This window comes from Pseudomonas sp. W15Feb9B, from assembly GCF_000828175.1.
In the GTDB taxonomy this organism is placed as follows: Bacteria; Pseudomonadota; Gammaproteobacteria; order Pseudomonadales; family Pseudomonadaceae; genus Aquipseudomonas; species Aquipseudomonas parakoreensis.
Genome location: NZ_JTKF01000015.1, coordinates 1 through 23,594, shown reverse-complemented (window position 1 = coordinate 23,594; position 23,594 = coordinate 1). Strand labels below are relative to the sequence as shown.

Below are 23,594 nucleotides of genomic sequence, written 5' to 3'. Positions count from 1 at the left end.
CACTGCGTCTAGATCACGAACAGATCGACGAAGCGATTGACCGGTGTGGCTTCGAGCGCTTGCTGATCCTTGCACAGGGTGAAGATCTCGTTGCTGCGCTGCGCGGTGAAACGCGTCGCCAGGTTGGCCTTGAACTTGTCCTCCAGCAACGGGATGCCATCGGCGCGGCGGCGACGGTGACCGATCGGGTATTCGACCACCACGTTTTCGGTGCTCGTCCCGTCCTTGAAAAACACCTGCACCGCGTTGGCAATCGAGCGCTTGTCAGCCTCCAGGTATTCGCGGGTGAAACGCGGATCTTCGACGATGACCATCTTCTCGCGCAGTACATCGATGATCGGGTGCGCGGCGTGGAAGTCGTCCTCGTACTGCTCGGCCAGCAGGTTGCCGAACGCCAGCGGCACGGCGGTCATGTACTGCAGGCAGTGATCGCGGTCGGCGGCGTTGGCCAGCGGCCCGACCTTGGAGATGATGCGAATCGCTGACTCATGGGTGGTGATGACGATGCGGTCGATTTCATGCAAGCGGTTGCGCACCAACGGATGCAAGGTCACCGCCGCTTCGCAGGCCGTTTGCGCGTGGAATTCGGCGGGGAAGCTGATCTTGAACAGCACGTTTTCCATGACGTAACTGCCGTAGGGCCGCGAGAAACTGAAGGTGCGTTTGCTTTCCTGCTTGAGCGCCAGATTGTTGTTGGTGTGGCTGAACGATACGTCGTAGAAGCCCCACTGTCTGGCCGTCAACACCCCGGGAATCCCCATCTCGCCACGCAGGGCAATGTCGGCCAGACGCACACCGCGACTGGTGGCATCCCCCGCCGCCCAGGATTTACGCGAGCCGGCGTTCGGCGCATGACGATAAGTGCGCAGCGCCTGACCATCGGCGAACGCATGGGACAACGCCGACAGCAGTTGTTCGCGACGGGCGCCCATCAGTTTGGCGGTGACAGCGGTCGAAGCGACTTTCACCAGTAGAACGTGGTCGAGGCCGACGCGGTTGAACGAATTTTCCAGAGCGATCACGCCTTGAATCTCGTGGGCCATGATCATCGCTTCGAGCACGTTGCGCACGGTCAGTGGCGCTTCGCCGTTGGCGATACGTTTCTGCGACAGGTGATCAGCCACCGCGAGAATCCCGCCGAGATTGTCCGACGGGTGCCCCCATTCAGCCGCAAGCCAGGTGTCGTTGTAGTCGAGCCAGCGCACGATGCAGCCGATGTCCCACGCGGCTTTCACCGGGTCCAGGCGATAGGGAGTGCCAGGCACGCGCGCCCCGAATGGCACGACGGTGCCCTCGACAATGGGGCCGAGGTGTTTGGTGCAATCGGGGAACCGCAGCGCCAGCAGGCCACAGCCCAACGTGTCCATCAGGCAGTTGCGGGCGGTGTCGAGGGCTTCGGCAGATTCGATGTTGAAGGTGAGGACGTAATCGGCGATGTCCTGCAGGACACGGTCGTAGTCGGGGCGGTTGTTCAGGTCGACGTTGGCGCTCATGTTCGATTCACTCTTGCAGTGGTTCGTTGATGGGACCTCGGTTCAGGCGATGGATTGTTATTTTTGAAAAGCAATCTCTGTAGGAGCTGCCGCAGGCTGCGATCTTTTGATTTTGATCTTGAAAAGCAAAATCAAAAGATCGCAGCCTGCGGCAGCTCCTACAGTTCTGTTCGGTGCTGGATTCAGAAGGAGTCGCCGGGGATGCGGACGAAGCCTTCCATCAGCACCCGCGCACTGCGGCTCATGATGGCTTTTTTTACCACCCACTCACCGTTTTCCAGGCTGGCCTCAGCCCCGACGCGCAACGTCCCGGACGGATGCCCGAAGCGCACGGCATTGCGTTCAACACCACCGGCCGCGAGGTTCACCAAAGTGCCGGAAATGGCCGCTGCAGTACCAATCGCCACCGCCGCCGTGCCCATCATCGCGTGGTGCAGTTTGCCCATCGACAACGCACGCACCAGCAGATCGACATCAGCGGCAGCAATCGATTTGCCGCTGGACGCGACGTAATCCGCAGGCTTGGCGACAAACGCGACTTTCGGCGTGTGCTGCCGCTTGGCCGCCTCATCCAGACTCGAAATCAGGCCCATGCGCAACGCACCGTAGGCGCGGATGGTCTCGAACATCTGCAGCGCTTTCGGGTCGCTGTTGATCGCGCCTTGCAGCTCGGTGCCGGTGTAGCCGATGTCTACGGCGTTGACGAAAATCGTCGGGATCCCGGCGTTGATCATGGTCGCCTGGAACGTACCGACACCCGGCACCTCCAGCTGATCGATCAGGTTGCCGGTGGGGAACATCGAACCGCCGCCGCCCTCTTCTTCCGCCGCCGGGTCCATGAATTCGACCTGCACTTCGGCGGCCGGAAAGGTCACGCCGTCGAGTTCGAAATCACCGGTCTCCTGCACTTCGCCGTTGGTGATCGGCACATGGGCGATGATGGTCTTGCCGATGTTGGCCTGCCACACGCGCACCACCGCCACACCGTTGTGGGGAATGCGGCTGGCCTCCACCAGACCGTTGCTGATGGCGAACGAACCGACCGCTGCCGAGAGGTTGCCGCAGTTGCCGCTCCAGTCCACGAACGGTTTGTCGATGGAGACCTGACCGAACAGGTAATCGACGTCGTGATCAGCCTTGATGCTTTTCGACAGGATCACGGTTTTGCTGGTGCTCGAGGTGGCGCCGCCCATGCCGTCGATCTGCTTGTCGTACGGGTCGGGGCTGCCGATTACCCGCAGCAGCAAGGCATCGCGGGCCGGGCCGGGAATCTGCGCGGCTTCGGGAAGATCCTTGAGGCTGAAAAACACGCCTTTGCTGGTGCCGCCACGCATGTAGGTGGCGGGGATTTTGATCTGCGGTGCGAACTTAGCTGCGTGAGCCATGGTGCTCCTTAACGAAGGCATGGGACTTGAAGTCCCATGCCCACATCAGTTGATTTAAACGGCAACCGCCGACTCTTCGAGGAAGTCCTGAGCGAAGCGTTGCAGCACGCCGCCGGCCTCGTAGATCGACACTTCTTCGGCGGTGTCGAGGCGGCAGGTCACCGGCACTTCGACGCGCTCACCGTTCTTGCGATGGATCACCAGCGTCAGGTCGGCGCGCGGTGTGCGGGCGCCGATCACGTCGTAGGTTTCGCTGCCGTCGATGCCAAGGGTCTTGCGGTCGGTGCCCGGTTTGAATTCCAGCGGCAACACGCCCATACCCACCAGGTTGGTGCGGTGGATACGCTCGAAGCCTTCGGCGACGATCGCTTCCACGCCTGCCAGACGCACGCCTTTCGCCGCCCAGTCGCGGGACGAGCCCTGGCCGTAGTCGGCGCCGGCAATGATGATCAACGGCTGCTTGCGCTCCATGTAGGTTTCGATGGCTTCCCACATGCGCATCACCTTGCCTTCCGGCTCAACGCGGGCCAGCGAGCCTTGCTTGACCTTGCCGTTTTCCTGAACCATTTCGTTGAACAGTTTCGGGTTGGCGAAGGTTGCACGCTGCGCGGTCAGGTGGTCGCCACGGTGCGTGGCGTACGAGTTGAAGTCTTCTTCCGGCAGGCCCATTTTCGCCAGATATTCGCCGGCGGCGCTGTCGAGCATGATCGCGTTCGATGGCGACAGGTGATCGGTGGTGATGTTGTCCGGCAGCACCGCCAGCGGGCGCATGCCCTTCAACGGACGGGCGCCGGCCAGCGCGCCTTCCCAGTACGGCGGCCGGCGGATGTAGGTGCTCATCTCGCGCCAGTCGTACAGCGGCGCGACTTTCGGGCCGGTGTCTTCGTGAATGGCGAACATCGGAATGTAGACCTGACGGAATTGCTCCGGCTTGACCGACGACTTCACCACGGCGTCGATTTCTTCATCGCTCGGCCAGATGTCCTTCAGGCGGATTTCCTTGCCGTCGACCACGCCCAGCACATCTTTCTCGATGTCGAAACGGATGGTCCCGGCGATGGCGTAAGCGACCACCAGCGGCGGCGACGCGAGGAACGCCTGCTTGGCGTACGGGTGAATGCGGCCGTCGAAGTTGCGATTGCCGGAGAGCACGGCAGTCGCATACAGATCGCGGTCGATGATCTCTTGCTGGATCACCGGATCGAGGGCGCCGGACATGCCGTTGCAGGTGGTGCAGGCAAACGCGACGACACCGAAACCGAGTTGCTCCAGCTCCGTGGTCAGCCCCGCCTCATCGAGATACAGCGCCACGGTTTTCGACCCCGGTGCCAGCGAGGATTTGACCCACGGCTTGCGGGTCAGCCCCAGCTTATTGGCGTTGCGCGCCAAGAGGCCGGCGGCGATCACGTTGCGCGGGTTGCTGGTGTTGGTGCAGCTGGTGATGGCCGCGATGATCACCGCGCCATCGGGCATTTGCCCCGGCACGTCATCCCACTGCCCGGAAATGCCTTTGGCCGCCAGATCCGACACCGCGACGCGGGCGTGCGGGTTACTCGGGCCGGCCATGTTGCGCACCACCGACGACAGATCGAAAGTCAGGCCACGCTCGTATTGCGCGCCTTTCAGGCTGTCGGCCCACAAGCCGTTGAGTCTGGCGTACTGCTCGACGAGCTGCACTTGCTGGTCTTCGCGACCGGTGAGTTTCAGGTAGTCGATGGTCTGCTGGTCGATGTAGAACATCGCGGCGGTGGCGCCGTACTCCGGGGCCATGTTGGAGATGGTTGCGCGGTCGCCGAGGGTCAGCGCCGAGGCGCCTTCGCCGAAGAACTCCAGCCAGGCACCGACGACTTTCTGTTTGCGCAGGTATTCGGTCAACGCCAGCACCATGTCGGTGGCGGTGATGCCCGGTTGCAGCTTGCCGGTCAGTTCGACGCCGACGCTCTCCGGCAGGCGCATCCACGAGGCGCGGCCGAGCATCACGCTCTCGGCTTCGAGGCCACCGACGCCGATGGCGATCACGCCCAGCGCATCGACGTGCGGGGTGTGGCTGTCGGTGCCGACGCAGGTGTCGGGGAACGCCACGCCGTCGCGCACCTGAATCACCGGGGACATTTTCTCCAGGTTGATCTGGTGCATGATGCCGTTGCCCGGCGGGATCACGTCGACGTTCTTGAAGGCCTTTTTGGTCCAGTTGATGAAGTGAAAACGGTCTTCGTTGCGCCGGTCTTCGATGGCGCGGTTCTTCTCGAACGCCTGCTTGTCGAAACCGCCCGCTTCCACCGCCAGCGAGTGGTCGACGATCAGTTGCGTCGGCACCACCGGGTTGACCTGCGCCGGGTCGCCACCCTGCTGGGCAATCGCGTCACGCAGGCCGGCGAGGTCCACGAGCGCGGTCTGGCCGAGAATGTCGTGGCAGACCACGCGCGCCGGGAACCACGGGAAGTCGAGGTCGCGCTTGCGTTCGATCAGTTGCTTGAGGGAATCGGTGAGCGTGGCCGGGTCGCAGCGACGCACCAGGTTTTCCGCCAGCACGCGGGAGGTGTACGGCAGGGTGTCGTAACTGCCGGGCTGAATCGCCTCGACCGCCGCACGGACGTCGAAATAATCCAGGGAACTGCCGGGCAGGTTTTTGCGGAATGCTGTGTTCATCGGGTCAGGACTCGGGTCACGGTGGTTTCAAAGGGTGAGCTGGACACTGATCTTGAAGTTCACACCAAACCCTGTGGGAGCTGGCTTGCCAGCGATAGCGGTGGGTCAGTCGACATCAAGGTTGGATGTGACTCAGTCATCGCTGGCAAGCCAGCTCCCACAGGGTCCTCGGTGAACCTCTGGATCAGTGTTCAGTCCTCACCATTCAGCGACGTTCGATTGGCACGAACTTGCGCTGTTCGACGCCGATGTACTCGGCGCTTGGACGGATGATGCGGTTGTTGGCGCGCTGTTCGAACACGTGCGCGGCCCAGCCGGTCAGGCGCGAGCAGACGAAGATCGGCGTGAACAGCTTGGTCGGGATGCCCATGAAGTGGTACGCCGAGGCATGGTAGAAGTCGGCGTTGGGGAACAGTTTTTTCTGCTCCCACATGGTCTTGTCGATGGCTTCGGAGACAGGGAACAGCACCTTGTCACCGACTTCGTCAGCGAGTTTTTTCGACCAGCCCTTGATCACCTCGTTGCGCGGATCACTGTCTTTATAGATCGCGTGGCCGAAGCCCATGATCTTGTCCTTGCGCTCGAGCATGCCGAGGGTGCCCTTGATCGCCTCTTCCGGCGACGAGAAGCGCTCGATCATTTCCATCGCCGCTTCGTTGGCGCCACCGTGCAGCGGGCCGCGCAACGAACCGATGGCCGCGGTGACGCAGGAATACAGGTCGGACAGGGTCGAGGCGCAAACGCGAGCGGTAAACGTCGAGGCGTTGAATTCGTGTTCGGCGTAGAGGATCAGCGACACGTTCATCACTTTGACGTGCAGCTCGCTCGGTTTCTTGTCGTGCAACAGGTGCAAGAAGTGGCCGCCAATCGTTGGCTCATCACTGACGCAGTTGATGCGTTTGCCGTCGTGACTGAAGCGATACCAGTAGCACATGATCGCCGGGAAAGCGGCGAGCAGACGGTCGGTCTTGTCGCGCTGCTCGGAGAAGTCTTTTTCCGGTTCGAGGTTGCCGAGGAACGAGCAACCGGTGCGCATGACGTCCATCGGGTGAGCGTCGGCAGGGATGCGTTCGAGCACTTCTTTCAGTGCTGGCGGCAGGTCGCGCAGCTTGCTCAGCTTTTGCTGGTAAGCGTCGAGTTGCGCCTGGGTCGGCAGTTCGCCGTACAGCAGCAGGTACGCCACTTCTTCGAACTGCGCGTCGGCTGCCAGATCACGCACGTCGTAGCCGCGATAGGTCAGCCCGGCACCGGCCTGGCCCACGGTGGACAGTGCGGTTTGCCCGGCAACCTGGCCCCGGAGCCCGGCGCCACTGAGTACTTTTGCTTCGGCCATTGCTGTCTCCAATCTTGAATTTGTTAGGGAATCTGCAATTACGGTGTTGTAGGCAAAAGATCGCAGCCTTCGGCAGCTCCTACATCGACCGCGTTCCTGTAGGAGCTGTCGAGTGAAACGAGGCTGCGATCTTTTGATCTTCGCCTTTATTTTTTAGCGGCAAACAACGCATCGAGCTTCTGCTCGAAGGTGTGGTAGTCGATGCGATCGTAAAGCTCCATGCGTGTTTGCATGGTGTCGATGACATTCTGCTGGGTGCCGTCGCGGCGGATCGCGGTGTAGACGTTTTCCGCTGCCTTGTTCATCGCGCGGAACGCCGACAGCGGGTACAGCACCAGCGACACATCGGCGCCAGCCAGTTGCTCGGTGGTGTACAGCGGAGTGGAGCCGAACTCGGTGATGTTGGCGAGGATCGGCGCCTTCACCCGGTTGGCGAACAGCTTGTACATCTCAAGCTCGGTGATGGCTTCCGGGAAAATCATGTCGGCGCCGGCCTCGATGCACGCCGCGGCGCGATCCAGTGCCGACTCCAGACCTTCCACCGCCAGCGCATCGGTGCGCGCCATGATCACGAAGCTGTCATCGGTACGGGCATCGACCGCTGCCTTGATGCGGTCGACCATTTCCTGCTGGGTGACGATTTCCTTGTTCGGACGGTGGCCGCAGCGCTTGGCGCCAACCTGGTCTTCGATGTGAATCGCCGCCGCGCCGAACTTGATCATCGACTTCACGGTGCGCGCCACGTTGAACGCCGAGGCGCCGAAACCGGTGTCGACGTCCACCAGCAGCGGCAAGTCGCAGACGTCGGTAATGCGCCGCACGTCGGTGAGCACGTCATCCAGGCCGGTGATGCCCAGGTCCGGCACGCCGAGCGAGCCTGCGGCCACCCCGCCACCGGACAGGTAGATCGCCTTGAAACCGGCACGCTTGGCCAACAGCGCGTGGTTGGCGTTGATCGCGCCGACCACCTGCAATGGATGCTCGCTGGCGACCGCATCGCGGAAACGCTGGCCTGGAGTGTTCTGCTTGGAACTCATGACTCACCTCGTTCAGTGGCTGTCTTATTGTCGGCGCCGTCCTGGTAATGACGGGCGATGTTGCGTTTCGAGGCGCCGATGTGGCGGCGCATCAACAATTCCGCGAGTTCGCCGTCACGGTCGGCGATGGCATCGAGAATCCGGTGGTGTTCGGCAAAGGCCTGACGTGGCCGATTGGGCGTGGTGGAAAACTGGATGCGGTACATGCGCACCAGTTGATACAACTCGCCGCAGAGCATCTGGGTCAGGGTGCGATTGCCGCTGCCCTGAATGATTCGATAGTGAAAGTCGAAATCGCCTTCCTGCTGGTAATAGCCGACGCCGGCCTGAAACGCCGCGTCGCGCTCGTGGGTTTCCAGCACCCGGCGCAGTTCGTCGATGTCTTCGACGCTCATGCGCTCGGCCGCCAGACGGCAGGCCATACCTTCGAGCGATTCGCGGATTTCGTAGAGCTCAAGCAATTCGGCGTGGCTGAGCGACACCACTCGCGCGCCGACATGCGGTACGCGCACCAGCAGGCGTTGGCCTTCGAGCCGATGAATGGCCTCGCGCAGCGGCCCGCGACTGATGCCGTAGGTGCGCGCCAGCTCCGGCTCGGAGATCTTGCTGCCGGGGGCGATCTCACCTTTGACGATGGCCGCCTGGATGCGCCGGAAGACGTTTTCCGAGAGCGTCTCGGAATCGTCGCCGCTGATGACCGGGGGATCGAGTTGATCCAGCATGATTGTCGACACCTTCAAATCCAATGCGGCAAAAACTAGCCAATTAGCCCGCATCAGTCAAAGGGTAAATCCACATTGTCGACAATCGTCTAATAACCCTCTCCAACAACCCCAAGGGTTATAGACCGGCGCGAGCGCTGGCGCCATAAAACCACCGTGCTAGAATGCCGCCCGCATTTGCTGGCCATTTGTACGGCTTGTCATAAAAAGCTGATAGGCACACGCAGGCGCTTGCGCAAGTTTTGCCAGGAACCTGAACCGAAAACGGAACGCTGCGCACCAGGATTTATGAGACTCAAGCCCTTCCCCACATTTTTTGCGCTGTTTTGCCTGCCCGGCCTCGCCGCGGCGGGGGAAAAAACCGTGTACGGCCTCAACGAATATGCATCGCTTGACGGCATCAATCTGCAAGTCGCGGCCAAACTCGACACCGGCGCCAAAACCGCCTCACTGAGTGCCCGCGACATCAAACGCTTCAAACGCAACGGCGAGTCCTGGGTGCGTTTCTACCTGGCGATCGACGCTGCGCATTCGCATCCGATCGAACGGCCGCTGGCCCGGGTCAGCAAGATCAAACGCCGCGCCGGCGACTACGACCCGGAAGAAGGCAAGAAATACACCGCGCGTCCGGTGATCGAGCTGGACATCTGCATGGGCACGGCGTTGCGCAGCATCGAAGTGAACCTGACCGACCGTAGTGCGTTCCAATACCCGCTTTTGATCGGCTCCGAAGCGCTGAAACGCTTCGACGCGCTGGTCGACCCCAGTCTTAAATACGCTGCCGGCAAACCCGCCTGCACCATCGCCGCTCATACCGCCGAGTAATTTCCATGCGTTCTCTAACCTTCCACCTGAAAATCCTGATCACCATTCTGGTGCTCTTGGGCGTTTCGGTTACGGCCTATCAGATTTTCGTGCTCGGCATCCCGGTGACCGAAGACGCTACCGACGACCTGTGGAACATCGACGCCAAAGTCGAGTTCGTCGCCAGCACCAAGGATCCGGTGAAAGTCCAGATGTTCGTGCCGCCGCTGAGCCGCGATTACGTCAGCCTCAACGAAAGCTTTATCTCCAATAATTACGGCGTGGCGGTCAACCGCGTCGACGGCAACCGCAAGGTCACCTGGTCGGCGCGCCGGGCCAAGGGCAACCAGACCCTTTATTACCGTCTGGTGCTGACCAAACGCTATACCGCAGAAAAATCCAAGATCAAAGGCCCGACCTTCCGCGACAGCATCGCCATCGAAGGCCCGGAAAAAATCGCCGCCGAAGCCCTGCTCGCACCGATCCGCCAGCACTCGGCCGACGTCGAGACATTCATCGGCGAAGCGATCAAACGCGTCAACAACGTCAACGACGACAACGTCAAACTGCTGCTGGCCGGCGATCCGTCGACGCCGCACAAGGCGAAGATCGTCGAACTGCTGTTGTCGATCGCCCACGTACCGGTAGAAAAAGTCCACACCATCCGCCTCGTTGCCGATCAACCGCAAACCCCGGAGCTGTGGCTGCGCAGCTTCAATGGCAACGACTGGCTGTACTTCAATCCGGAAACCGGTGAGCAAGGCCTGCCGACCGACCGTCTGCTGTGGTGGACCGGTGATGAAAACCTGATCACCGTCGACGGCGCGAAGAAAGCCAACGTGACCTTCAGCCTGAACAACAGCGAGATGAACGCGATTCGTCTGGCCAAGCTGACCGACGAAAACACCGACGCCAACTTCCTCGAATACTCGCTCTACGGCCTGCCGCTGCAGACCCAGCAGACGTTCATGATCATGGTGATGATCCCGATCGGCGTGCTGGTGATCCTGATCCTGCGCAACCTGATCGGCCTGCAGACCCTCGGCACCTTTACCCCGGTGCTGATCGCCCTGGCCTTCCGCGAAACGCAACTGGGCTTCGGCATCCTGCTGTTTACCGTGATCACCGCGCTGGGCCTGTCCTTGCGGTCGTATCTGGAACATTTGAAGCTGCAGATGCTGCCGCGCCTGTCGGTGGTGTTGACCTTCGTGGTGGTGCTGATTGCCGCCATCAGCCTGTTCAGCCACAAGCTGGGGCTGGAGCGTGGCTTGTCGGTGGCGCTGTTCCCGATGGTGATTCTGACCATGACCATCGAACGCCTGTCGATCACCTGGGAAGAACGCGGCGCCAGCCATGCCATGAAAGTGGCGATCGGCACCCTGTTCGCCGCCTCGCTGGCCCACCTGATCATGACCGTGCCGGAGCTGGTGTACTTCGTGTTTACCTTCCCGGCGATCCTGCTGATTCTGGTCGGTTTCATGCTGGCGATGGGTCGCTATCGCGGTTACCGCCTGACCGAACTGGTGCGCTTCAAGGCTTTCCTGAAGAAGGCTGACGCCTGATGTTCGGTTTCTGGAAGACCTGGAAGGCTCTGGAGGCGCGGGGCATCATGGGCATCAATCGGCGTAACGCCGACTACGTGCTCAAGTACAACAAGCGCAGCCTGTACCCGATCGTCGATGACAAGATCATCACCAAGGAGCGCGCGATCGAGGCCGGCATTCATGTGCCGGAACTGTACGGCGTGATCTCCACGGAGAAGGAAATCGACAAGCTCGACGCGATCATCGGCGGGCGCAACGATTTCGTGATCAAGCCGGCTCAAGGTGCGGGCGGTGACGGCATCATCGTCATCGCCGACCGCTTCGAAGGCCGCTATCGCACGGTCTCGGGCAAGATCCTTGCCCACGAAGAGCTCGAGCACCACATCTCGAGCATTCTCACCGGCCTGTATTCGCTGGGCGGTCACCGCGACCGTGCACTGATCGAATACCGGGTGACCCCGGATCAGATCTTCAAGAGCATCAGCTACGAAGGCGTGCCGGACATCCGCATCATCGTGTTGATGGGCTATCCAGTGATGGCCATGCTGCGCCTGCCAACCCGTCAGTCCGGCGGCAAGGCCAACCTGCACCAGGGCGCCATCGGCGTCGGTGTCGATCTCGCCACCGGCCTGACCCTGCGCGGCACCTGGCTGAACAACATCATCAACAAACACCCCGACACCACCAACGCGGTGGATGGCGTGCAACTGCCCTACTGGGACGGTTTCATGAAACTCGCCGCCGGCTGTTATGAACTGTGCGGCCTGGGCTACATCGGTGTGGACATGGTGCTGGACCAGGAAAAAGGCCCGCTGATTCTCGAACTGAATGCGCGGCCGGGGCTGAATATCCAGATTGCCAACGACTGCGGGCTGACTCAGCGTACGCATGCGGTCGAGGCACACCTGGAGGAGCTGAAGGCGCGTGGTGTGACCGAGTCGGTTGAAGAGCGGGTGGCGTTTACTCAGGAGATGTTTGGGCATATTCCGGCGGTCGAGGGCTGATCCCCGTGGCGAGGGAGCTCGCTCCCGCTCGGCTGCGCAGCAGTCGTAAGATTTTTGGGGAGCGCTTCGCACTCCAGCGGGAGCAAGCTCCCTCGCCACAGGTTGCTCGTCAGCCGCTGCGGATCTGCCAATCCCCGACATCCCCTCTAGGAGCAATTCCCGCAGAGGACTACAATCCCCACCCCGCCTCGATGGCCGATCTGCCCCGCCCATGTTGACCTGTTCCGTACACCCGCTGCCCTACCGTGCCAACCCCGCCGATTACTTCGCGGCCATCCGCCATGCGCCCGGTGCGGTGCTGCTCGACAGCGGCCGGCCGAGTGCCGACCGTGGCCGTTATGACCTGCTCAGCGCCTGGCCGCTGGCACAACTGGCGGTGTTGCCCGATGAGAGCGGCGACGTTTTCCTGCAACGCCTGCGGGATAATCTGACTCGCCTGGGCGACGCGCAACTGCCTGCCGAATACGACCTGCCTTTCGCCGGTGGCCTGATCGGCTATCTGAGCTACGACTTCGGCCGACATCTGGAGGATCTGCCGAGCCTGGCCCGGGACGATCTGCAACTGCCCGACGCGCGGTTCGGCCTGTATGACTGGGCGCTGATCAGCGATCACCAGACCGCCACCAGTCAATTGGTGTTTCACCCGTCACTGGCCGACAGCGAGCGGCAAAGGCTGATCGCGCTGTTCAGCCAACCGACCTCAGCGCCGCTGACGCCGTTCAAGTTGCACACGCCGATGACTGCCGATCTTTCGCCGGACGACTATCGCCAAGCGCTGGAGCGCATTCATCAATACATCCAGGCCGGCGACTGCTATCAGGTCAACTTCGCCCAGCGTTTCCGCGCAACCTGCCAAGGCGATCCATGGCTGGCCTACTGCGCGCTGCGCGAGGCTTGCCCGACACCGTTTTCCGGTTTCCAGAGCCTGCCCGACGGCGACGCGGTGTTGAGTCTGTCGCCAGAGCGCTTCGTCAAAGTCAGCCAGCGCCAGGTGGAAACCCGCCCGATCAAAGGCACTCGCCCGCGCGGCCTGACGCCTGCCGAAGACGCGGCCAACGCCGCCGAACTGCTGGCCAGCCCCAAGGATCGCGCGGAAAACCTGATGATCGTCGACCTGCTGCGCAATGATCTCGGCCGCACCTGCCGCATCGGCTCGGTGCGGGTACCGGAGCTGTTCAGCCTGGAAAGCTACCCCAACGTGCATCATCTGGTCAGCAGCGTGACCGGGGAACTGGCGGATGACCGCGACGCACTCGACCTGATCGCCGGCAGTTTCCCCGGTGGCTCGATCACCGGCGCACCGAAGATCCGCGCGATGCAAATCATCGACGAACTGGAGCCGACGCGACGCGGGTTGTATTGCGGCTCGCTGCTGTACCTGGACGTACGCGGCGAGATGGACAGCTCCATCGCGATTCGCAGTCTGTTGGTCAAGGATGGGCAGGTATGTTGCTGGGGGGGTGGCGGGATCGTGGCTGATTCGGATTGGCAGGCGGAGTATCAGGAGTCGATTACCAAGGTCCGAATCCTCCTCGAAACCCTGCAAAACCTCTGAATGACGCAACCCCTGTAGGAGCTGCCGAAGGCTGCGATCTTTTGATCCTGTTTTTAAACAATCAAGATCAAAAGATCGCAGCCTTCGGCAGCTCCTACAGAGGGATTGAGGGTTACAAGGACAGGTCGCGGTTCGAAGCCTTGAGGAACTCCTGCTTCAACTCGGCAAACGTATGCACCGCCGGGAACTGCGGGAATTCGCGAATCACGTTGTCCGGCGCATGGAACAGAATCCCCGCGTCCGCCTCGCCGAGCATGCTCGTATCGTTGTACGAATCGCCTGCCGCAATCACTCGGTAGTACAGGCTCTTGAATGCCAGCACCGACTGACGCTTGGGGTCTTTCTGACGCAGTTGATAACTGGTCACCCGCCCACTGTCGTCAGTGATCAGGCGATGGCAGAGCAAGGTCGGGAAGCCCAGTTGGCGCATGAGCGGCTGGGAGAATTCGTAAAAGGTGTCCGAGAGAATCACCACCTGGAAGCGCTCGCGCAGCCAGTCAACGAACTCCACCGCGCCATCCAGCGGCTTGAGGGTGGCGATCACTTCCTGAATGTCCGAGAGTTTCAGGCCGTGCTCGTCAAGGATGCGCAGACGCTGCTTCATCAGCACGTCGTAATCGGGAATGTCCCGGGTCGTGGCCTTGAGGGATTCGATTCCGGTTTTTTCGGCGAAGGCGATCCAGATTTCCGGTACCAGTACCCCTTCAAGATCCAGGCAAGCAATTTCCACAAGACACTCCCGTTTGTAGTGATTATTGAGTCGAGCGAGCCCGAACTCTAGCGACTCCCCCGCGACCGCGCAACGCAGCGGGCGCCCCTTACTCCACCGCTTTTTGTTACCATCGGCGCCATATAGAGCGCCCAGCGCCACCGACCTGTAGGAAGCCGCCCTGATGAGCCCAACGTTCGATGTCGTGGAACTCGCCACGACCTATGCCAACAAATCCGCCCAGGACATCCTGAAACTCGCGTTCGCCGAGTTCGGTGATGAATTGTGGATCTCTTTCAGTGGCGCCGAGGATGTGGTGCTGGTGGACATGGCCTGGAAGCTGAACAAGAACGTCAAGGTGTTCAGCCTCGATACCGGCCGCCTGCATCCGGAAACCTATCGCTTCATCGATCAGGTGCGCGAGCACTACAAGATCGACATCGAACTGGTGTCGCCGGACTACACGAAACTCGAACCGTTCGTGAAGGAAAAAGGCCTGTTCAGTTTCTACAAGGACGGTCATGGCGAATGCTGCGGCATCCGCAAGATCGAGCCGCTGCGCCGCAAACTGTCCGGCGTCAAAGCCTGGGCCACCGGCCAGCGCCGCGATCAGAGCCCGGGCACCCGCAGCGCCGTGGCGGTGCTGGAGATCGACACCGCGTTCTCCACCCCGGAACGCACCCTGTACAAATTCAACCCGCTGGCGCAAATGACCAGCGAAGAGATCTGGGGTTACATCCGCATGCTCGAACTGCCGTACAACAGCCTGCATGAGCGCGGCTTCATCAGCATCGGCTGCGAACCGTGCACCCGCCCGGTCCTGCCGAACCAGCACGAACGCGAAGGCCGCTGGTGGTGGGAAGAAGCCACGCAGAAAGAGTGCGGGCTGCATGCGGGGAATATCATCAGCAAGGCGTAAATCTCTGCCTCAATGATGCCCCCTGTGGGAGCGAGCTTGCTCGCGAAAGCGTTCTGACAGTCACCGGATTTGTTGACTGGAAAGACGCCTTCGCGAGCAAGCTCGCTCCCACATTTGCTTCGTGGTGCCATGAAAAAATGTGTACACACGAATGTCACCATCGGTGCCATTTATGTGTGCACTTTTTGCTTTCACGCCCTGAAAAGTTACATCCCTGCTGAATTCCCCTGCGCTCTTCCACCTACGCAAAATCCTCAGAAAAAAATAAATACCTGTTCAATCGGTCAATTTATAACCAAATATTTTCAACCACTTAGCGCTCATCGATAACTTTTCGAAATGAGCGCAGCGCTCCATAGATCGCTAACTGGCACAGATCTGGCTTTGGTGCATACATGTTTTGTATACAAAACTGCAAAACATCTATCCACACTTTCGATCCGCAAGCCTGAAGCGCCCTATCCCGTACAGGCTGCAGATGCCCCGTAACCAGTGATGTCTGCTGGCCGCGACGAAGATTTGTCGAGCCCTGAGCTCATGCACAGTCATCGTGGCCCCGCCCATCAGGAGCCTGCCGGAATGCGTACAAGTCTCTCCAACAACATCGCGTTGAATCTGCCCGCCTCTGCCCTCGACCAGCCATCGCCCGACGCGGGTCTGGCCGACCCGTGTCAACTGAGCCCACGCCTGCACAACAGCGACCTCGCACCGACCCGGGCCGAAGGGCGGCGCTGGGGCAAGTACAGCATCTTCGCCCTGTGGACCAACGATGTGCACAACATCGCCAACTACTCGTTCGCCATCGGCCTGTATGCGTTGGGCCTGGGCGGCTGGCAGATTCTGCTGTCGCTGGGGATCGGCGCGGCGCTGGTGTACTTCTTCATGAACCTGTCCGGCTATATGGGGCAGAAAACCGGGGTGCCGTTTCCGGTGATCAGCCGGATCAGTTTCGGCATTCACGGCGCGCAGATTCCGGCGTTGATTCGCGCGGTGATCGCCATCGCCTGGTTCGGCATTCAGACGTATCTGGCGTCGGTGGTATTTCGCGTGTTGCTGACAGCGATTCACCCCGGGTTCGCCGATTACGACCACAACTCGATTCTCGGCCTGTCAACGCTGGGCTGGGTGTGCTTCGTGGTGATCTGGTTCGTGCAACTGGCGATCCTCGCCTATGGCATGGAAATGGTCCGCCGTTACGAAGCTTTTGCCGGCCCGGTGATTCTGCTGACCGTTGCGGCGCTCGCTGCGTGGATGTACACCCAGGCCAACGCGACCATTGCCTGGTCGATCCGCGACCCGCTGACCGGTGGCGAGATGTGGCGCAATATCTTTGCCGGCGGCGCCCTGTGGCTGGCGATCTACGGCACGCTGATCCTCAATTTCTGCGACTTCGCCCGCTCCTCGCCATGCCGCAAGACCATCAAGGTCGGCAATTTCTGGGGCCTGCCGGTGAATATTCTGGTGTTCGCTGCCATCACCGTCCTGCTCTGCGGTGCGCAATTTCAGATCAACGGGCGGATCATCGAAAGCCCGACCGAAATCATCGCCTCGATTCCAAATACGTTCTTTCTGGTGCTCGGTTGCCTGGCGTTCCTGATCGTCACCGTTGCGGTGAACATCATGGCCAACTTCGTCGCCCCGGCCTTCGTCCTCAGCAACCTGGCGCCGAAGTACCTGACCTTCCGCCGCGCCGGGCTGATCAGCGCGACCATCGCCGTGCTGATCCTGCCGTGGAACCTCTACAACAGCCCGCTGGTGATCGTGTATTTCCTCTCAGGTCTCGGCGCCCTGCTCGGCCCGCTGTACGGGGTGATCATGGTCGACTACTGGCTGATCCGCAAAGGCCGGATCAACGTCCCGCAGTTGTACAGCGAAGATCCCAACGGCGCTTATTACTACAGCCACGGAGTGAATTTCCGCGCGGTGGCGGCGTTCATTCCAGCAGCGTTGATCGCCATTGTCCTGGCGCTGGTGCCGGGTTTCCACAGCATTTCGCCGTTCTCCTGGCTGGTGGGTGCCGGCATTGCCGCGATGCTCTATCTGATCATCGCCAAACGTCAGCCGCACTACGCCGACGTCAGCGGCGAATCGATCGCCGTCGACAACGTCAGCCATTAACTTCCTTGCGGCCCGGGTTTGGGCCGCTGAACTGCCCGCAATAAGGACTTCTCATGCGTATTCTTGTGGTCAACGTCAACACCACCGAATCCATCACCCAGGCCATCGCCCGCTCGGCGCAGACGGTCGCGTCTCCCGGCACGGAAATCGTCGGCTTGACGCCGTTCTTCGGCGCCGACTCGGTGGAAGGCAATTTCGAAAGTTATCTGGCGGCCATCGCCGTGATGGATCGGGTGATGTCCTACGACCAGCCTTTCGACGCGGTGATTCAAGCGGGTTACGGCGAACACGGTCGCGAAGGTTTGCAGGAACTGCTCAACGTGCCGGTGGTGGACATCACCGACGCCGCCGCCAGCACTGCGATGTTTCTCGGCCACGCCTATTCGGTGGTCACGACGCTGGATCGCACTGTGCCGCTGATCGAGGATCGGCTGAAACTGTCCGGCTTGTGGGATCGCTGTGCATCGGTGCGGGCCAGCGGTCTGGCGGTGCTGGAACTGGAGCACGAGCCACAACGGGCGCTGGAAGCCATCGTGCAACAGGCGGAACTGGCAGTCACCCAGGACAAGGCCGAAGTGATTTGCCTGGGTTGCGGCGGCATGGCCGGGCTGGACGAACAGATCCGCCGCCGTACCGGGGTACCGGTGGTGGATGGCGTGACGGCGGCGGTGACCATTGCTGAATCGCTGGTGCGACTGGGGTTGTCGACGTCCAAGGTGCGGACTTATGCGACGCCCCGGCCGAAGCAGATCATAGGCTGGGCGGAGCGGTTTGCCCGGTAGACCGCGTTATCGTTCATCGCGGGCAAGCCTCGCGCCCACAGGTTTCGCGTTGTATCACCATCATGTGAACGACGAAGAACCTGTGGGAGCGTGGCTTGCCCGCGATGGCCACACCTCGGTCCCAAAGTCCTGCTCAAACAGCACTGAACCGCCGAGCCAACCCCTGCTGCGCAAACTGCTCAATCACAAAATCGACAAACGCCCGAGTCTTGCCTGGCAACAATTTATGCTCGGCGTAGTAGATCGAAATGTTGCCGTCATCGATGTACCAGTCCGGCAGTACGCGCTGCAATGTGCCAGCCTCCAGATACCCCACGGCAAACGGCATGCTAACCAGCGCGATCCCCAGCCCCTGCGCTGCCGTGGCGCAGGCGGCTTCGGAGTCGCTCATGGTCATTCGCGTCTTCAGGGTCAAGGGCTGACAGAGCTGACTGCCGCTACTGATCAACTGCCAGGAGCGCACACGACCGGTTTGCGGCGAACGAATCAGGATGCCATCGTGACGTTGCAGATCGTCCGGTTCGGCAATCGCCTCGTGCTTTTGCAAGTAGTCAGCAGACGCCACCAACACACGATGCGCGGGTGCCAATCTGCGTGCGACCACGCCTTGGGGCAATTCAAAGCCCCCGCCAATCGCCGCATCGAAACCCTGCCCAATCAAGTCGACCTGACGGTTATCAAAATGCCAGTCAGGGTTGATCGCCGGAAACCGACGTAAAAACTCTTGCAGCAACGGCACGATGTACAAACGCCCGAATACCGTGCCCATGCTGACTTTCAACGTCCCCGCCGGCAGTCCTTCCACACTCGACAGATTGGCCACCGCATTCTGAATCGTCGTCAGACTGCCACTGACCTGACTCAAAAACAGCTGGCCGGCCTCGGTCAGGGTCAGGCTGCGTGTACTACGCTGGAACAGCCGTACACCGAGCCGCACCTCGAGCTTCGCCACACTCTTGCCGACGGCGGCCGGGGTCAGGCTCAAGCGCCGGGCGGCTTCGGCAAAGCTGCCGACTTCGGCGCTGCGCACGAAGCATTCGATACTGCTGAAAGTTTCCATGATCGCCACTATAAACTTCTGGTTTACACAGACTATAGCAATCATGGTCTACACGGTTGTCGATGCGAGGCCGATACTCGGCTCCAACAACAAGGCACCCCGCCTTGAATTTTCTGGAGATCGAACATGACCATTCAACACCTCAGCGGCAAAGTCGCTCTGATTCAAGGCGGTTCCCGTGGTATCGGCGCCGCCATCGTCAAACGTCTGGCCGCCGAAGGCGCCGCTGTCGCATTCACCTACGTCAGCTCCACCGCCAAGGCCGAAGAGTTGCAGCACAGCATCACCGCCAACGGCGGCAAAGCGTTGGCGATCAAGGCCGACAGCGCCGACGAAGGTGCTATCCGCAACGCCGTCAGCGCCACCGTCGAAGCCTTTGGCCGCCTGGATATTCTGGTGAACAACGCCGGCGTCCTGGCCATCGCGCCGCTGGAAGACTTCAAACTGGAAGACTTCGACCAGACGCTGGCGATCAACGTACGCAGCGTGTTCATCGCGTCTCAGGAAGCCGCCAAGCACATGAGCGAAGGCTCGCGCATCGTCAACATCGGCAGCACCAACGCTGACCGCATGCCCTTCGGCGGTGGCGGTGTGTACGCGATGAGCAAATCAGCACTGGTCGGTCTGACCAAAGGCCTGGCCCGCGACCTCGGCCCGCGCGGCATCACCATCAACAATGTGCAACCCGGCCCGGTCGACACCGACATGAACCCCGCGCACGGTGATTTCGCTGAAAGCCTGATCCCGCTGATGGCGGTGGGCCGTTACGGCACTGCCGATGAAATCGCCGGTTTCGTCGCCTATCTGGTGGGCCCGGAAGCCGGTTACATCACCGGTGCCAGCCTGACCATCGACGGTGGTTTCGGCGCCTGATTGCGCTGAATCCCGGATACAAAAAACGCCGCACCTCTTTGCAGAGGGCGGCGTTTTTTATCGGCGCTTATTGGCTGATCAAGCCCACTCCAGCGCCGGCAAACCGCAGGCACCCGGGGTAAACGCCTTGAGCGTTCGCAGAATCCCGTCGGCATGCGCGTATTTTTCATCGGCCATGGCCGCGTCGGGAATCGCAATGGCAGTCATTCCCGCCGCTTTCGCCGCAGTAACGCCAAACGGCGAATCCTCGAACACCAGGCAATCCTCAGGCGCGACACCCAGACGCCGGGCCGCAGTGAGGAAGATGTCCGGCGCCGGCTTGGCTGCGCCGACTTCCGGGTCGTCCGCCGTGACAATGAAGTCGAACAGCGCAAACCAGTCGCGGTGCAGGGTGGTTTTCTGGCCGAACGACTGCCGCGACGAACTGGTGCCCACGGCGATCGGAATGTTGTGTGCCTTGAGGTGGCGAATCAGCTCCTCCGCGCCCGGCATCGCCTGGGCCCTGGGAAAGCGTTCACGCATCAGCGGCTCGCGGATCACCAGAAACTCTTCAGCGCTGATCGGCAGATCCAGCGCCTGCACCACGTAGTTCGCCAGATCATTGGCGCCGCGACCGATGATGTTCTGTTTAACGCTCCAGTCGAAGGTCCGCCCGTAACGCTCGGCAATGAGCGAGGTGACCTCGGTGTAGATGCCTTCGGTGTCCAGCAGCAAACCGTCCATGTCGAAAATCACGGCCTTGATCGGGCCAAACGTCTTCATCGGTGCATTCATCATCGGATCCGTTATCAAAAACATCCCGGGCGGCCCAGCTGGCGCCGCTGCTTGGATCTGATTAATGGGTTCAGCAGCATAGCGAGGCCAGCGGACATTGAGCAACGGGCAATGTTTACGAGCCGTGGAATGACTCGCTGATGTTTAGCGAAAAGCCCTACAGATAACGCCTGATTTCCCGATTTTTTTACCTCGTGATCCCCGCAAAGTCCGCGCACTTTTTTTTGAGTGCGCGACTGAGAAGCCGGGCTTCGGACAGACAAGCAATCACTGCTCATCCTCCTCCTCTTCATAATCATCCAAAGCCTCATCCGCATCATTCAACGGCACCGTCGCATCATCCATCAGCGACCCCGGATCCTCGTTCCCAGGATCATTGATAAACGGCAGACCGCTCGGGCCTTTTTCTTCCTTGCCTTCGGTTTCGGGCGTCATGGCAAACCTCTACGTCTGGTGGGTTGTATAACGTTCGAGAAGCCCTACAGCCAATCGTTCCAGTGTCCGACCGCCAGACACGAAAAACCCGGCACCAGGCCGGGTTTGCTTTCGAATATTCAATCAATGATGGCGGTTTTTGTGTTTGTACTTGTTGTGCTTGTGACCCCCGCCGGAATGCCCGCTTCCGCCGTCGTCACCCAGGTTGTTGCCCACCGCACCACCCGCTGCGCCGCCCAAACCGGCACCGATGGCGGAGCCGGTGGAGCCGCCCAGGCTATTACCAACCACCGAGCCGCCGGCAGCGCCGAGACCACCGCCGATGGCGGCTTCGGTGCGATTGTGTTTATTCGCTCCGACCGCGCTGCCTGCTGCGCCACCGACGCCTGCGCCAACCGCGGCACCAGTGCTGCCGCCGAGCTGGCCACCGACCACGTTACCGAGCACACCGCCCAGTCCGCCACCGACGGCGGCGCTACCATCGCCGGCGGCCATCGCACCTTGGGCGACCAGTAATCCGAAAAACAGTGCAGATAATGACAAACGCATTTGAACCTCACAGTTCCCGAATCGGGACGGTATGCCCACAGGGCCTATGTCAGATTGGAGACATTTTTCGGAAAAACGTTCAGCCATGAAAAAGCCCGGCGTCGAGCCGGGCTTTTTCTGACAAACATTCGCAATCAGTGACGCTTGTGACCTTTGGACAGGTTGGCGCCGACGGCACCACCCGCAGCGCCACCCAAGCCGGCGCCAATGGTCGCGCCATTTCGGCCGCCCAGGCTGTTGCCGATCACCGAACCACCGGCCGCGCCGACACCACCGCCGATAGCCGCCTTGGTGCGGCTGCCTTTGCCGGCGGCCATCGCACTGCCAGCCGCGCCTGCAACACCGGCACCAATCGCTGCGCCGGTGCTGCCGCCCATTTTCTGGCCGACCACATTACCCAGCGCGCCACCCAGACCGCCGCCGAGTGCCGCAGTGCCTTCACCAGCCACCGCACCTTGAGCAACCAGAAGCCCCAGAACCAGAGCGGGCAATGTTAGACGCATGACAAAAACCTCAAAAATAGGGAGATCAAAAGGGGCCGAGATTGAAAGCTGCCGACGCGCTGAAGTCCAGAAAAATCAGCTGCCGCCGAGCACTTGGCGCCGATTGGACAGCGATTTGGCAAAAGGTTTTATCGCAGGCAAAAAAAAGCCCGCTGGGGAGACGGGCTGGAGACTTGCTTTCTAACGGATGGCTTCACCCTACGTCCGTGGACGTGAAAAGTTTGTGAAAAAAAACCGAATCTGCCCGATCACTTGTAGGAGATTTCCTTTCATAAACATCAGGCATAAAAAACCCCGTTCATAGACGGGGTTGTTTGGTCTCACCTTACTTTCTTGACCGGGCCGAAACCTTCGGAAGGAATTTGGCTTTCGGCCCCTTGGGCGTGGTGGACTTGATCTTGCCGGTCTGCACCGGGTCCTCGCCAAAGCCCGATTGATACTCCGTCTGGCCGCAACGGACACAGTTATTGAATGAAAACTCGGCTCCATCGTCTTCGATATACGGATCAGTCATAGCCTCTCCCCTTTGCAATAGATCGACACCGGCAAAGCCCTTTTGCCCGAAAAAATATCGACCTCCAAGGCTTTTGAGACTAGCCGGTCATTACTGGACTTGCGGTTCAGTTCGACCGATGCCCGACGAATGGCCTACACCTCTTCAACATCCCATTACCCGAAGACGCCCTGAAGCTTGTGGGATCCAAGCCATGGTGCTGACCTGCACAACCTCAACGCAACTTGACCGCTGTGCCGGTCGCGAACACCACAACCATGCCGCCCTTGCCCGCCGGCATGCTGATCTCGAAATCCAGCCCGACCACCGCATCCGCCTGCAAAGCTCGAGCCCGCTCCTTGATCTCGTCAGTCGCCTGAACCCGCGCCTCTTTCAACGCCCGCTCCAGCGTCTGCGAGCGCCCACCGAAAAAGTCGCGCATGCCGGCAAACAGGTCACGAATCACATTGACGCCCTGCACCGACTCCGCGCTGACAATGTCCAGGTACGCGGTGATCTGGCGGCCTTCGATGGCGTGGGTGGTGGAGATGATCATGGGAACCGTCCTTTTTCTGCGGATAAAGTGGCGATTGTAATGTGCGATGGCACATCAGACCGAGCACTTGCGCGCATGACTTGCGCAGCGGATTAAAATCCAGACGCCAGAAACGACAAGCTGCACTTTGTGTTCCTGAACACCAAAACGGCCTGCCGCACGCCAATGATTTCGTGGTGCGCGATCGTTTCTTCAAGGCGCATTTGCTCGCTGCCGCCGTTCGCTACCGGGGACCCGGGCAGTGCCGGCACACCTACGCCAGTCAGTTGCTGACCACCCCGGGGGGGGGGGGGGGGG

The 23,594-nt window shown here is 60.7% G+C and carries 22 protein-coding genes and 1 pseudogene; 9 read left to right on the top strand and 14 right to left on the bottom strand.

What is annotated here, in order from left to right; genetic code table 11:
* Nucleotides 1-8: 8 nt before the first annotated feature.
* The 6 genes from prpD to OC71_RS09375 form a co-directional block, all read right to left on the bottom strand.
* On the bottom strand, nucleotides 9-1,493 hold the full coding sequence (gene prpD, locus OC71_RS09400; RefSeq protein WP_041067650.1) for a 2-methylcitrate dehydratase: 1,485 nt from the start codon (nucleotides 1,491-1,493) through the stop codon (nucleotides 9-11).
* A 182-nt stretch (nucleotides 1,494-1,675) separates the two neighbouring features.
* Nucleotides 1,676-2,878, bottom strand: a complete 1,203-nt coding sequence (gene prpF / locus OC71_RS09395) for a 2-methylaconitate cis-trans isomerase PrpF (protein WP_041067647.1) — start codon at nucleotides 2,876-2,878, stop codon at nucleotides 1,676-1,678.
* Nucleotides 2,879-2,932: 54 nt separating this feature from the next.
* Nucleotides 2,933-5,527 (bottom strand): Fe/S-dependent 2-methylisocitrate dehydratase AcnD, encoded by a 2,595-nt coding sequence (gene acnD, locus OC71_RS09390; RefSeq protein WP_041067644.1) that lies wholly within the window; start codon nucleotides 5,525-5,527, stop codon nucleotides 2,933-2,935.
* A gap of 205 nt (nucleotides 5,528-5,732) precedes the next feature.
* A complete protein-coding gene (gene prpC, locus OC71_RS09385; RefSeq protein ID WP_041067641.1) occupies nucleotides 5,733-6,860 on the bottom strand; it encodes a 2-methylcitrate synthase in 1,128 nt (375 codons plus the stop codon).
* A gap of 146 nt (nucleotides 6,861-7,006) precedes the next feature.
* Nucleotides 7,007-7,897, bottom strand: a complete 891-nt coding sequence (prpB, locus tag OC71_RS09380; protein WP_041067638.1) for a methylisocitrate lyase — start codon at nucleotides 7,895-7,897, stop codon at nucleotides 7,007-7,009.
* Nucleotides 7,894-8,616, bottom strand: coding sequence for a GntR family transcriptional regulator (locus tag OC71_RS09375; RefSeq protein WP_174377155.1), 723 nt, complete (start codon nucleotides 8,614-8,616; stop codon nucleotides 7,894-7,896). Before OC71_RS09375 ends, prpB begins: the two co-directional genes overlap by 4 nt.
* 291 nt (nucleotides 8,617-8,907) lie before the next feature.
* On the opposite strand from OC71_RS09375, the gene OC71_RS09370 reads away from it, so the two are divergent.
* From OC71_RS09370 to pabB, 4 genes are all read left to right on the top strand, one after another.
* A complete protein-coding gene (locus tag OC71_RS09370; RefSeq protein WP_025110318.1) occupies nucleotides 8,908-9,444 on the top strand; it encodes an ATP-dependent zinc protease in 537 nt (178 codons plus the stop codon).
* Nucleotides 9,445-9,449: 5 nt separating this feature from the next.
* Nucleotides 9,450-10,985, top strand: coding sequence for an inactive transglutaminase family protein (locus OC71_RS09365; RefSeq protein ID WP_041067624.1), 1,536 nt, complete (start codon nucleotides 9,450-9,452; stop codon nucleotides 10,983-10,985).
* Entirely contained in the window at nucleotides 10,985-11,971 is a 987-nt protein-coding gene (locus OC71_RS09360; RefSeq protein WP_041067621.1) for an alpha-L-glutamate ligase-like protein, read from the top strand. The genes OC71_RS09365 and OC71_RS09360 overlap by 1 nt, the downstream gene beginning before the upstream one ends.
* Before the next feature lie 211 nt (nucleotides 11,972-12,182).
* Nucleotides 12,183-13,526, top strand: coding sequence for an aminodeoxychorismate synthase component I (pabB, locus tag OC71_RS09355; RefSeq protein WP_041067618.1), 1,344 nt, complete (start codon nucleotides 12,183-12,185; stop codon nucleotides 13,524-13,526).
* Between the two features lie 112 nt (nucleotides 13,527-13,638).
* Here pabB and thrH read toward each other — a convergent pair whose 3' ends face one another.
* On the bottom strand, nucleotides 13,639-14,256 hold the full coding sequence (thrH, locus tag OC71_RS09350) for a bifunctional phosphoserine phosphatase/homoserine phosphotransferase ThrH (protein ID WP_041067615.1): 618 nt from the start codon (nucleotides 14,254-14,256) through the stop codon (nucleotides 13,639-13,641).
* Nucleotides 14,257-14,419: 163 nt separating this feature from the next.
* Here thrH and OC71_RS09345 point away from each other — a divergent pair, with 163 nt between their 5' ends.
* The 3 genes from OC71_RS09345 to OC71_RS09335 all read left to right on the top strand — a co-directional run bounded on the left by OC71_RS09345 (nucleotide 14,420) and on the right by OC71_RS09335 (nucleotide 18,054).
* A complete protein-coding gene (locus OC71_RS09345) occupies nucleotides 14,420-15,154 on the top strand; it encodes a phosphoadenylyl-sulfate reductase (RefSeq protein WP_003223260.1) in 735 nt (244 codons plus the stop codon).
* Nucleotides 15,155-15,733: 579 nt separating this feature from the next.
* A complete protein-coding gene (locus OC71_RS09340; protein ID WP_041067611.1) occupies nucleotides 15,734-17,272 on the top strand; it encodes an NCS1 family nucleobase:cation symporter-1 in 1,539 nt (512 codons plus the stop codon).
* 53 nt (nucleotides 17,273-17,325) lie between these two features.
* Nucleotides 17,326-18,054 (top strand): aspartate/glutamate racemase family protein, encoded by a 729-nt coding sequence (locus tag OC71_RS09335; protein ID WP_041067608.1) that lies wholly within the window; start codon nucleotides 17,326-17,328, stop codon nucleotides 18,052-18,054.
* 133 nt (nucleotides 18,055-18,187) lie between these two features.
* Here OC71_RS09335 and OC71_RS09330 read toward each other — a convergent pair whose 3' ends face one another.
* Nucleotides 18,188-19,114 carry a LysR family transcriptional regulator gene (locus OC71_RS09330; RefSeq protein ID WP_041067885.1) on the bottom strand — a complete coding sequence of 309 codons (927 nt, stop codon included), beginning with the start codon at nucleotides 19,112-19,114 and terminating at the stop codon, nucleotides 18,188-18,190.
* Between the two features lie 126 nt (nucleotides 19,115-19,240).
* Here OC71_RS09330 and OC71_RS09325 point away from each other — a divergent pair, with 126 nt between their 5' ends.
* Nucleotides 19,241-19,987 carry a 3-oxoacyl-ACP reductase family protein gene (locus OC71_RS09325; protein WP_041067605.1) on the top strand — a complete coding sequence of 249 codons (747 nt, stop codon included), beginning with the start codon at nucleotides 19,241-19,243 and terminating at the stop codon, nucleotides 19,985-19,987.
* 78 nt (nucleotides 19,988-20,065) lie between these two features.
* On the opposite strand, the gene OC71_RS09320 is transcribed toward OC71_RS09325, so the two are convergent.
* From OC71_RS09320 to OC71_RS09300, 6 genes are all read right to left on the bottom strand, one after another.
* Nucleotides 20,066-20,761 carry an HAD-IA family hydrolase gene (locus OC71_RS09320; RefSeq protein ID WP_041067602.1) on the bottom strand — a complete coding sequence of 232 codons (696 nt, stop codon included), beginning with the start codon at nucleotides 20,759-20,761 and terminating at the stop codon, nucleotides 20,066-20,068.
* A gap of 267 nt (nucleotides 20,762-21,028) precedes the next feature.
* Entirely contained in the window at nucleotides 21,029-21,196 is a 168-nt protein-coding gene (locus OC71_RS28360) for a hypothetical protein (RefSeq protein ID WP_174377150.1), read from the bottom strand.
* A gap of 123 nt (nucleotides 21,197-21,319) precedes the next feature.
* Complete coding sequence (locus tag OC71_RS09315; RefSeq protein ID WP_041067599.1) at nucleotides 21,320-21,745, bottom strand: YMGG-like glycine zipper-containing protein; 426 nt, start codon at nucleotides 21,743-21,745, stop codon at nucleotides 21,320-21,322.
* A 134-nt stretch (nucleotides 21,746-21,879) separates the two neighbouring features.
* On the bottom strand, nucleotides 21,880-22,248 hold the full coding sequence (locus OC71_RS09310; RefSeq protein WP_007960728.1) for a glycine zipper domain-containing protein: 369 nt from the start codon (nucleotides 22,246-22,248) through the stop codon (nucleotides 21,880-21,882).
* Nucleotides 22,249-22,573: 325 nt separating this feature from the next.
* Nucleotides 22,574-22,762: a hypothetical protein gene (locus OC71_RS09305; RefSeq protein ID WP_041067596.1), complete on the bottom strand. Its 189-nt coding sequence runs from the start codon at nucleotides 22,760-22,762 to the stop codon at nucleotides 22,574-22,576.
* A gap of 214 nt (nucleotides 22,763-22,976) precedes the next feature.
* Entirely contained in the window at nucleotides 22,977-23,297 is a 321-nt protein-coding gene (locus OC71_RS09300; protein WP_007960724.1) for a YbjQ family protein, read from the bottom strand.
* A 108-nt stretch (nucleotides 23,298-23,405) separates the two neighbouring features.
* On the opposite strand from OC71_RS09300, the pseudogene OC71_RS28490 reads away from it, so the two are divergent.
* A pseudogene (locus OC71_RS28490) lies at nucleotides 23,406-23,594 on the top strand (site-specific integrase); the annotation flags it as partial.

Excerpts from the sequence above, each read along its gene's own strand:
- pabB (WP_041067618.1), top strand. The coding sequence starts at position 12,183 with ATGTTGACCTGTTCCGTACACCCGCTGCCCTACCGTGCCAACCCCGCC.
- prpF (WP_041067647.1), bottom strand. The coding sequence starts at position 2,878 with ATGGCTCACGCAGCTAAGTTCGCACCGCAGATCAAAATCCCCGCCACC.
- OC71_RS09365 (WP_041067624.1), top strand. The coding sequence starts at position 9,450 with ATGCGTTCTCTAACCTTCCACCTGAAAATCCTGATCACCATTCTGGTG.
- prpD (WP_041067650.1), bottom strand. The coding sequence starts at position 1,493 with ATGAGCGCCAACGTCGACCTGAACAACCGCCCCGACTACGACCGTGTC.
- OC71_RS09325 (WP_041067605.1), top strand. The coding sequence starts at position 19,241 with ATGACCATTCAACACCTCAGCGGCAAAGTCGCTCTGATTCAAGGCGGT.
- OC71_RS09320 (WP_041067602.1), bottom strand. The coding sequence starts at position 20,761 with ATGAATGCACCGATGAAGACGTTTGGCCCGATCAAGGCCGTGATTTTC.
- acnD (WP_041067644.1), bottom strand. The coding sequence starts at position 5,527 with ATGAACACAGCATTCCGCAAAAACCTGCCCGGCAGTTCCCTGGATTAT.
- OC71_RS09370 (WP_025110318.1), top strand. The coding sequence starts at position 8,908 with ATGAGACTCAAGCCCTTCCCCACATTTTTTGCGCTGTTTTGCCTGCCC.
- OC71_RS28360 (WP_174377150.1), bottom strand. The coding sequence starts at position 21,196 with ATGACGCCCGAAACCGAAGGCAAGGAAGAAAAAGGCCCGAGCGGTCTG.
- OC71_RS09310 (WP_007960728.1), bottom strand. The coding sequence starts at position 22,248 with ATGCGTCTAACATTGCCCGCTCTGGTTCTGGGGCTTCTGGTTGCTCAA.
- OC71_RS09305 (WP_041067596.1), bottom strand. The coding sequence starts at position 22,762 with ATGACTGATCCGTATATCGAAGACGATGGAGCCGAGTTTTCATTCAAT.
- OC71_RS09360 (WP_041067621.1), top strand. The coding sequence starts at position 10,985 with ATGTTCGGTTTCTGGAAGACCTGGAAGGCTCTGGAGGCGCGGGGCATC.
- OC71_RS09335 (WP_041067608.1), top strand. The coding sequence starts at position 17,326 with ATGCGTATTCTTGTGGTCAACGTCAACACCACCGAATCCATCACCCAG.
- OC71_RS09315 (WP_041067599.1), bottom strand. The coding sequence starts at position 21,745 with ATGCGTTTGTCATTATCTGCACTGTTTTTCGGATTACTGGTCGCCCAA.
- OC71_RS09300 (WP_007960724.1), bottom strand. The coding sequence starts at position 23,297 with ATGATCATCTCCACCACCCACGCCATCGAAGGCCGCCAGATCACCGCG.
- OC71_RS09330 (WP_041067885.1), bottom strand. The coding sequence starts at position 19,114 with ATGGAAACTTTCAGCAGTATCGAATGCTTCGTGCGCAGCGCCGAAGTC.
- OC71_RS09340 (WP_041067611.1), top strand. The coding sequence starts at position 15,734 with ATGCGTACAAGTCTCTCCAACAACATCGCGTTGAATCTGCCCGCCTCT.
- OC71_RS09345 (WP_003223260.1), top strand. The coding sequence starts at position 14,420 with ATGAGCCCAACGTTCGATGTCGTGGAACTCGCCACGACCTATGCCAAC.
- prpB (WP_041067638.1), bottom strand. The coding sequence starts at position 7,897 with ATGAGTTCCAAGCAGAACACTCCAGGCCAGCGTTTCCGCGATGCGGTC.
- prpC (WP_041067641.1), bottom strand. The coding sequence starts at position 6,860 with ATGGCCGAAGCAAAAGTACTCAGTGGCGCCGGGCTCCGGGGCCAGGTT.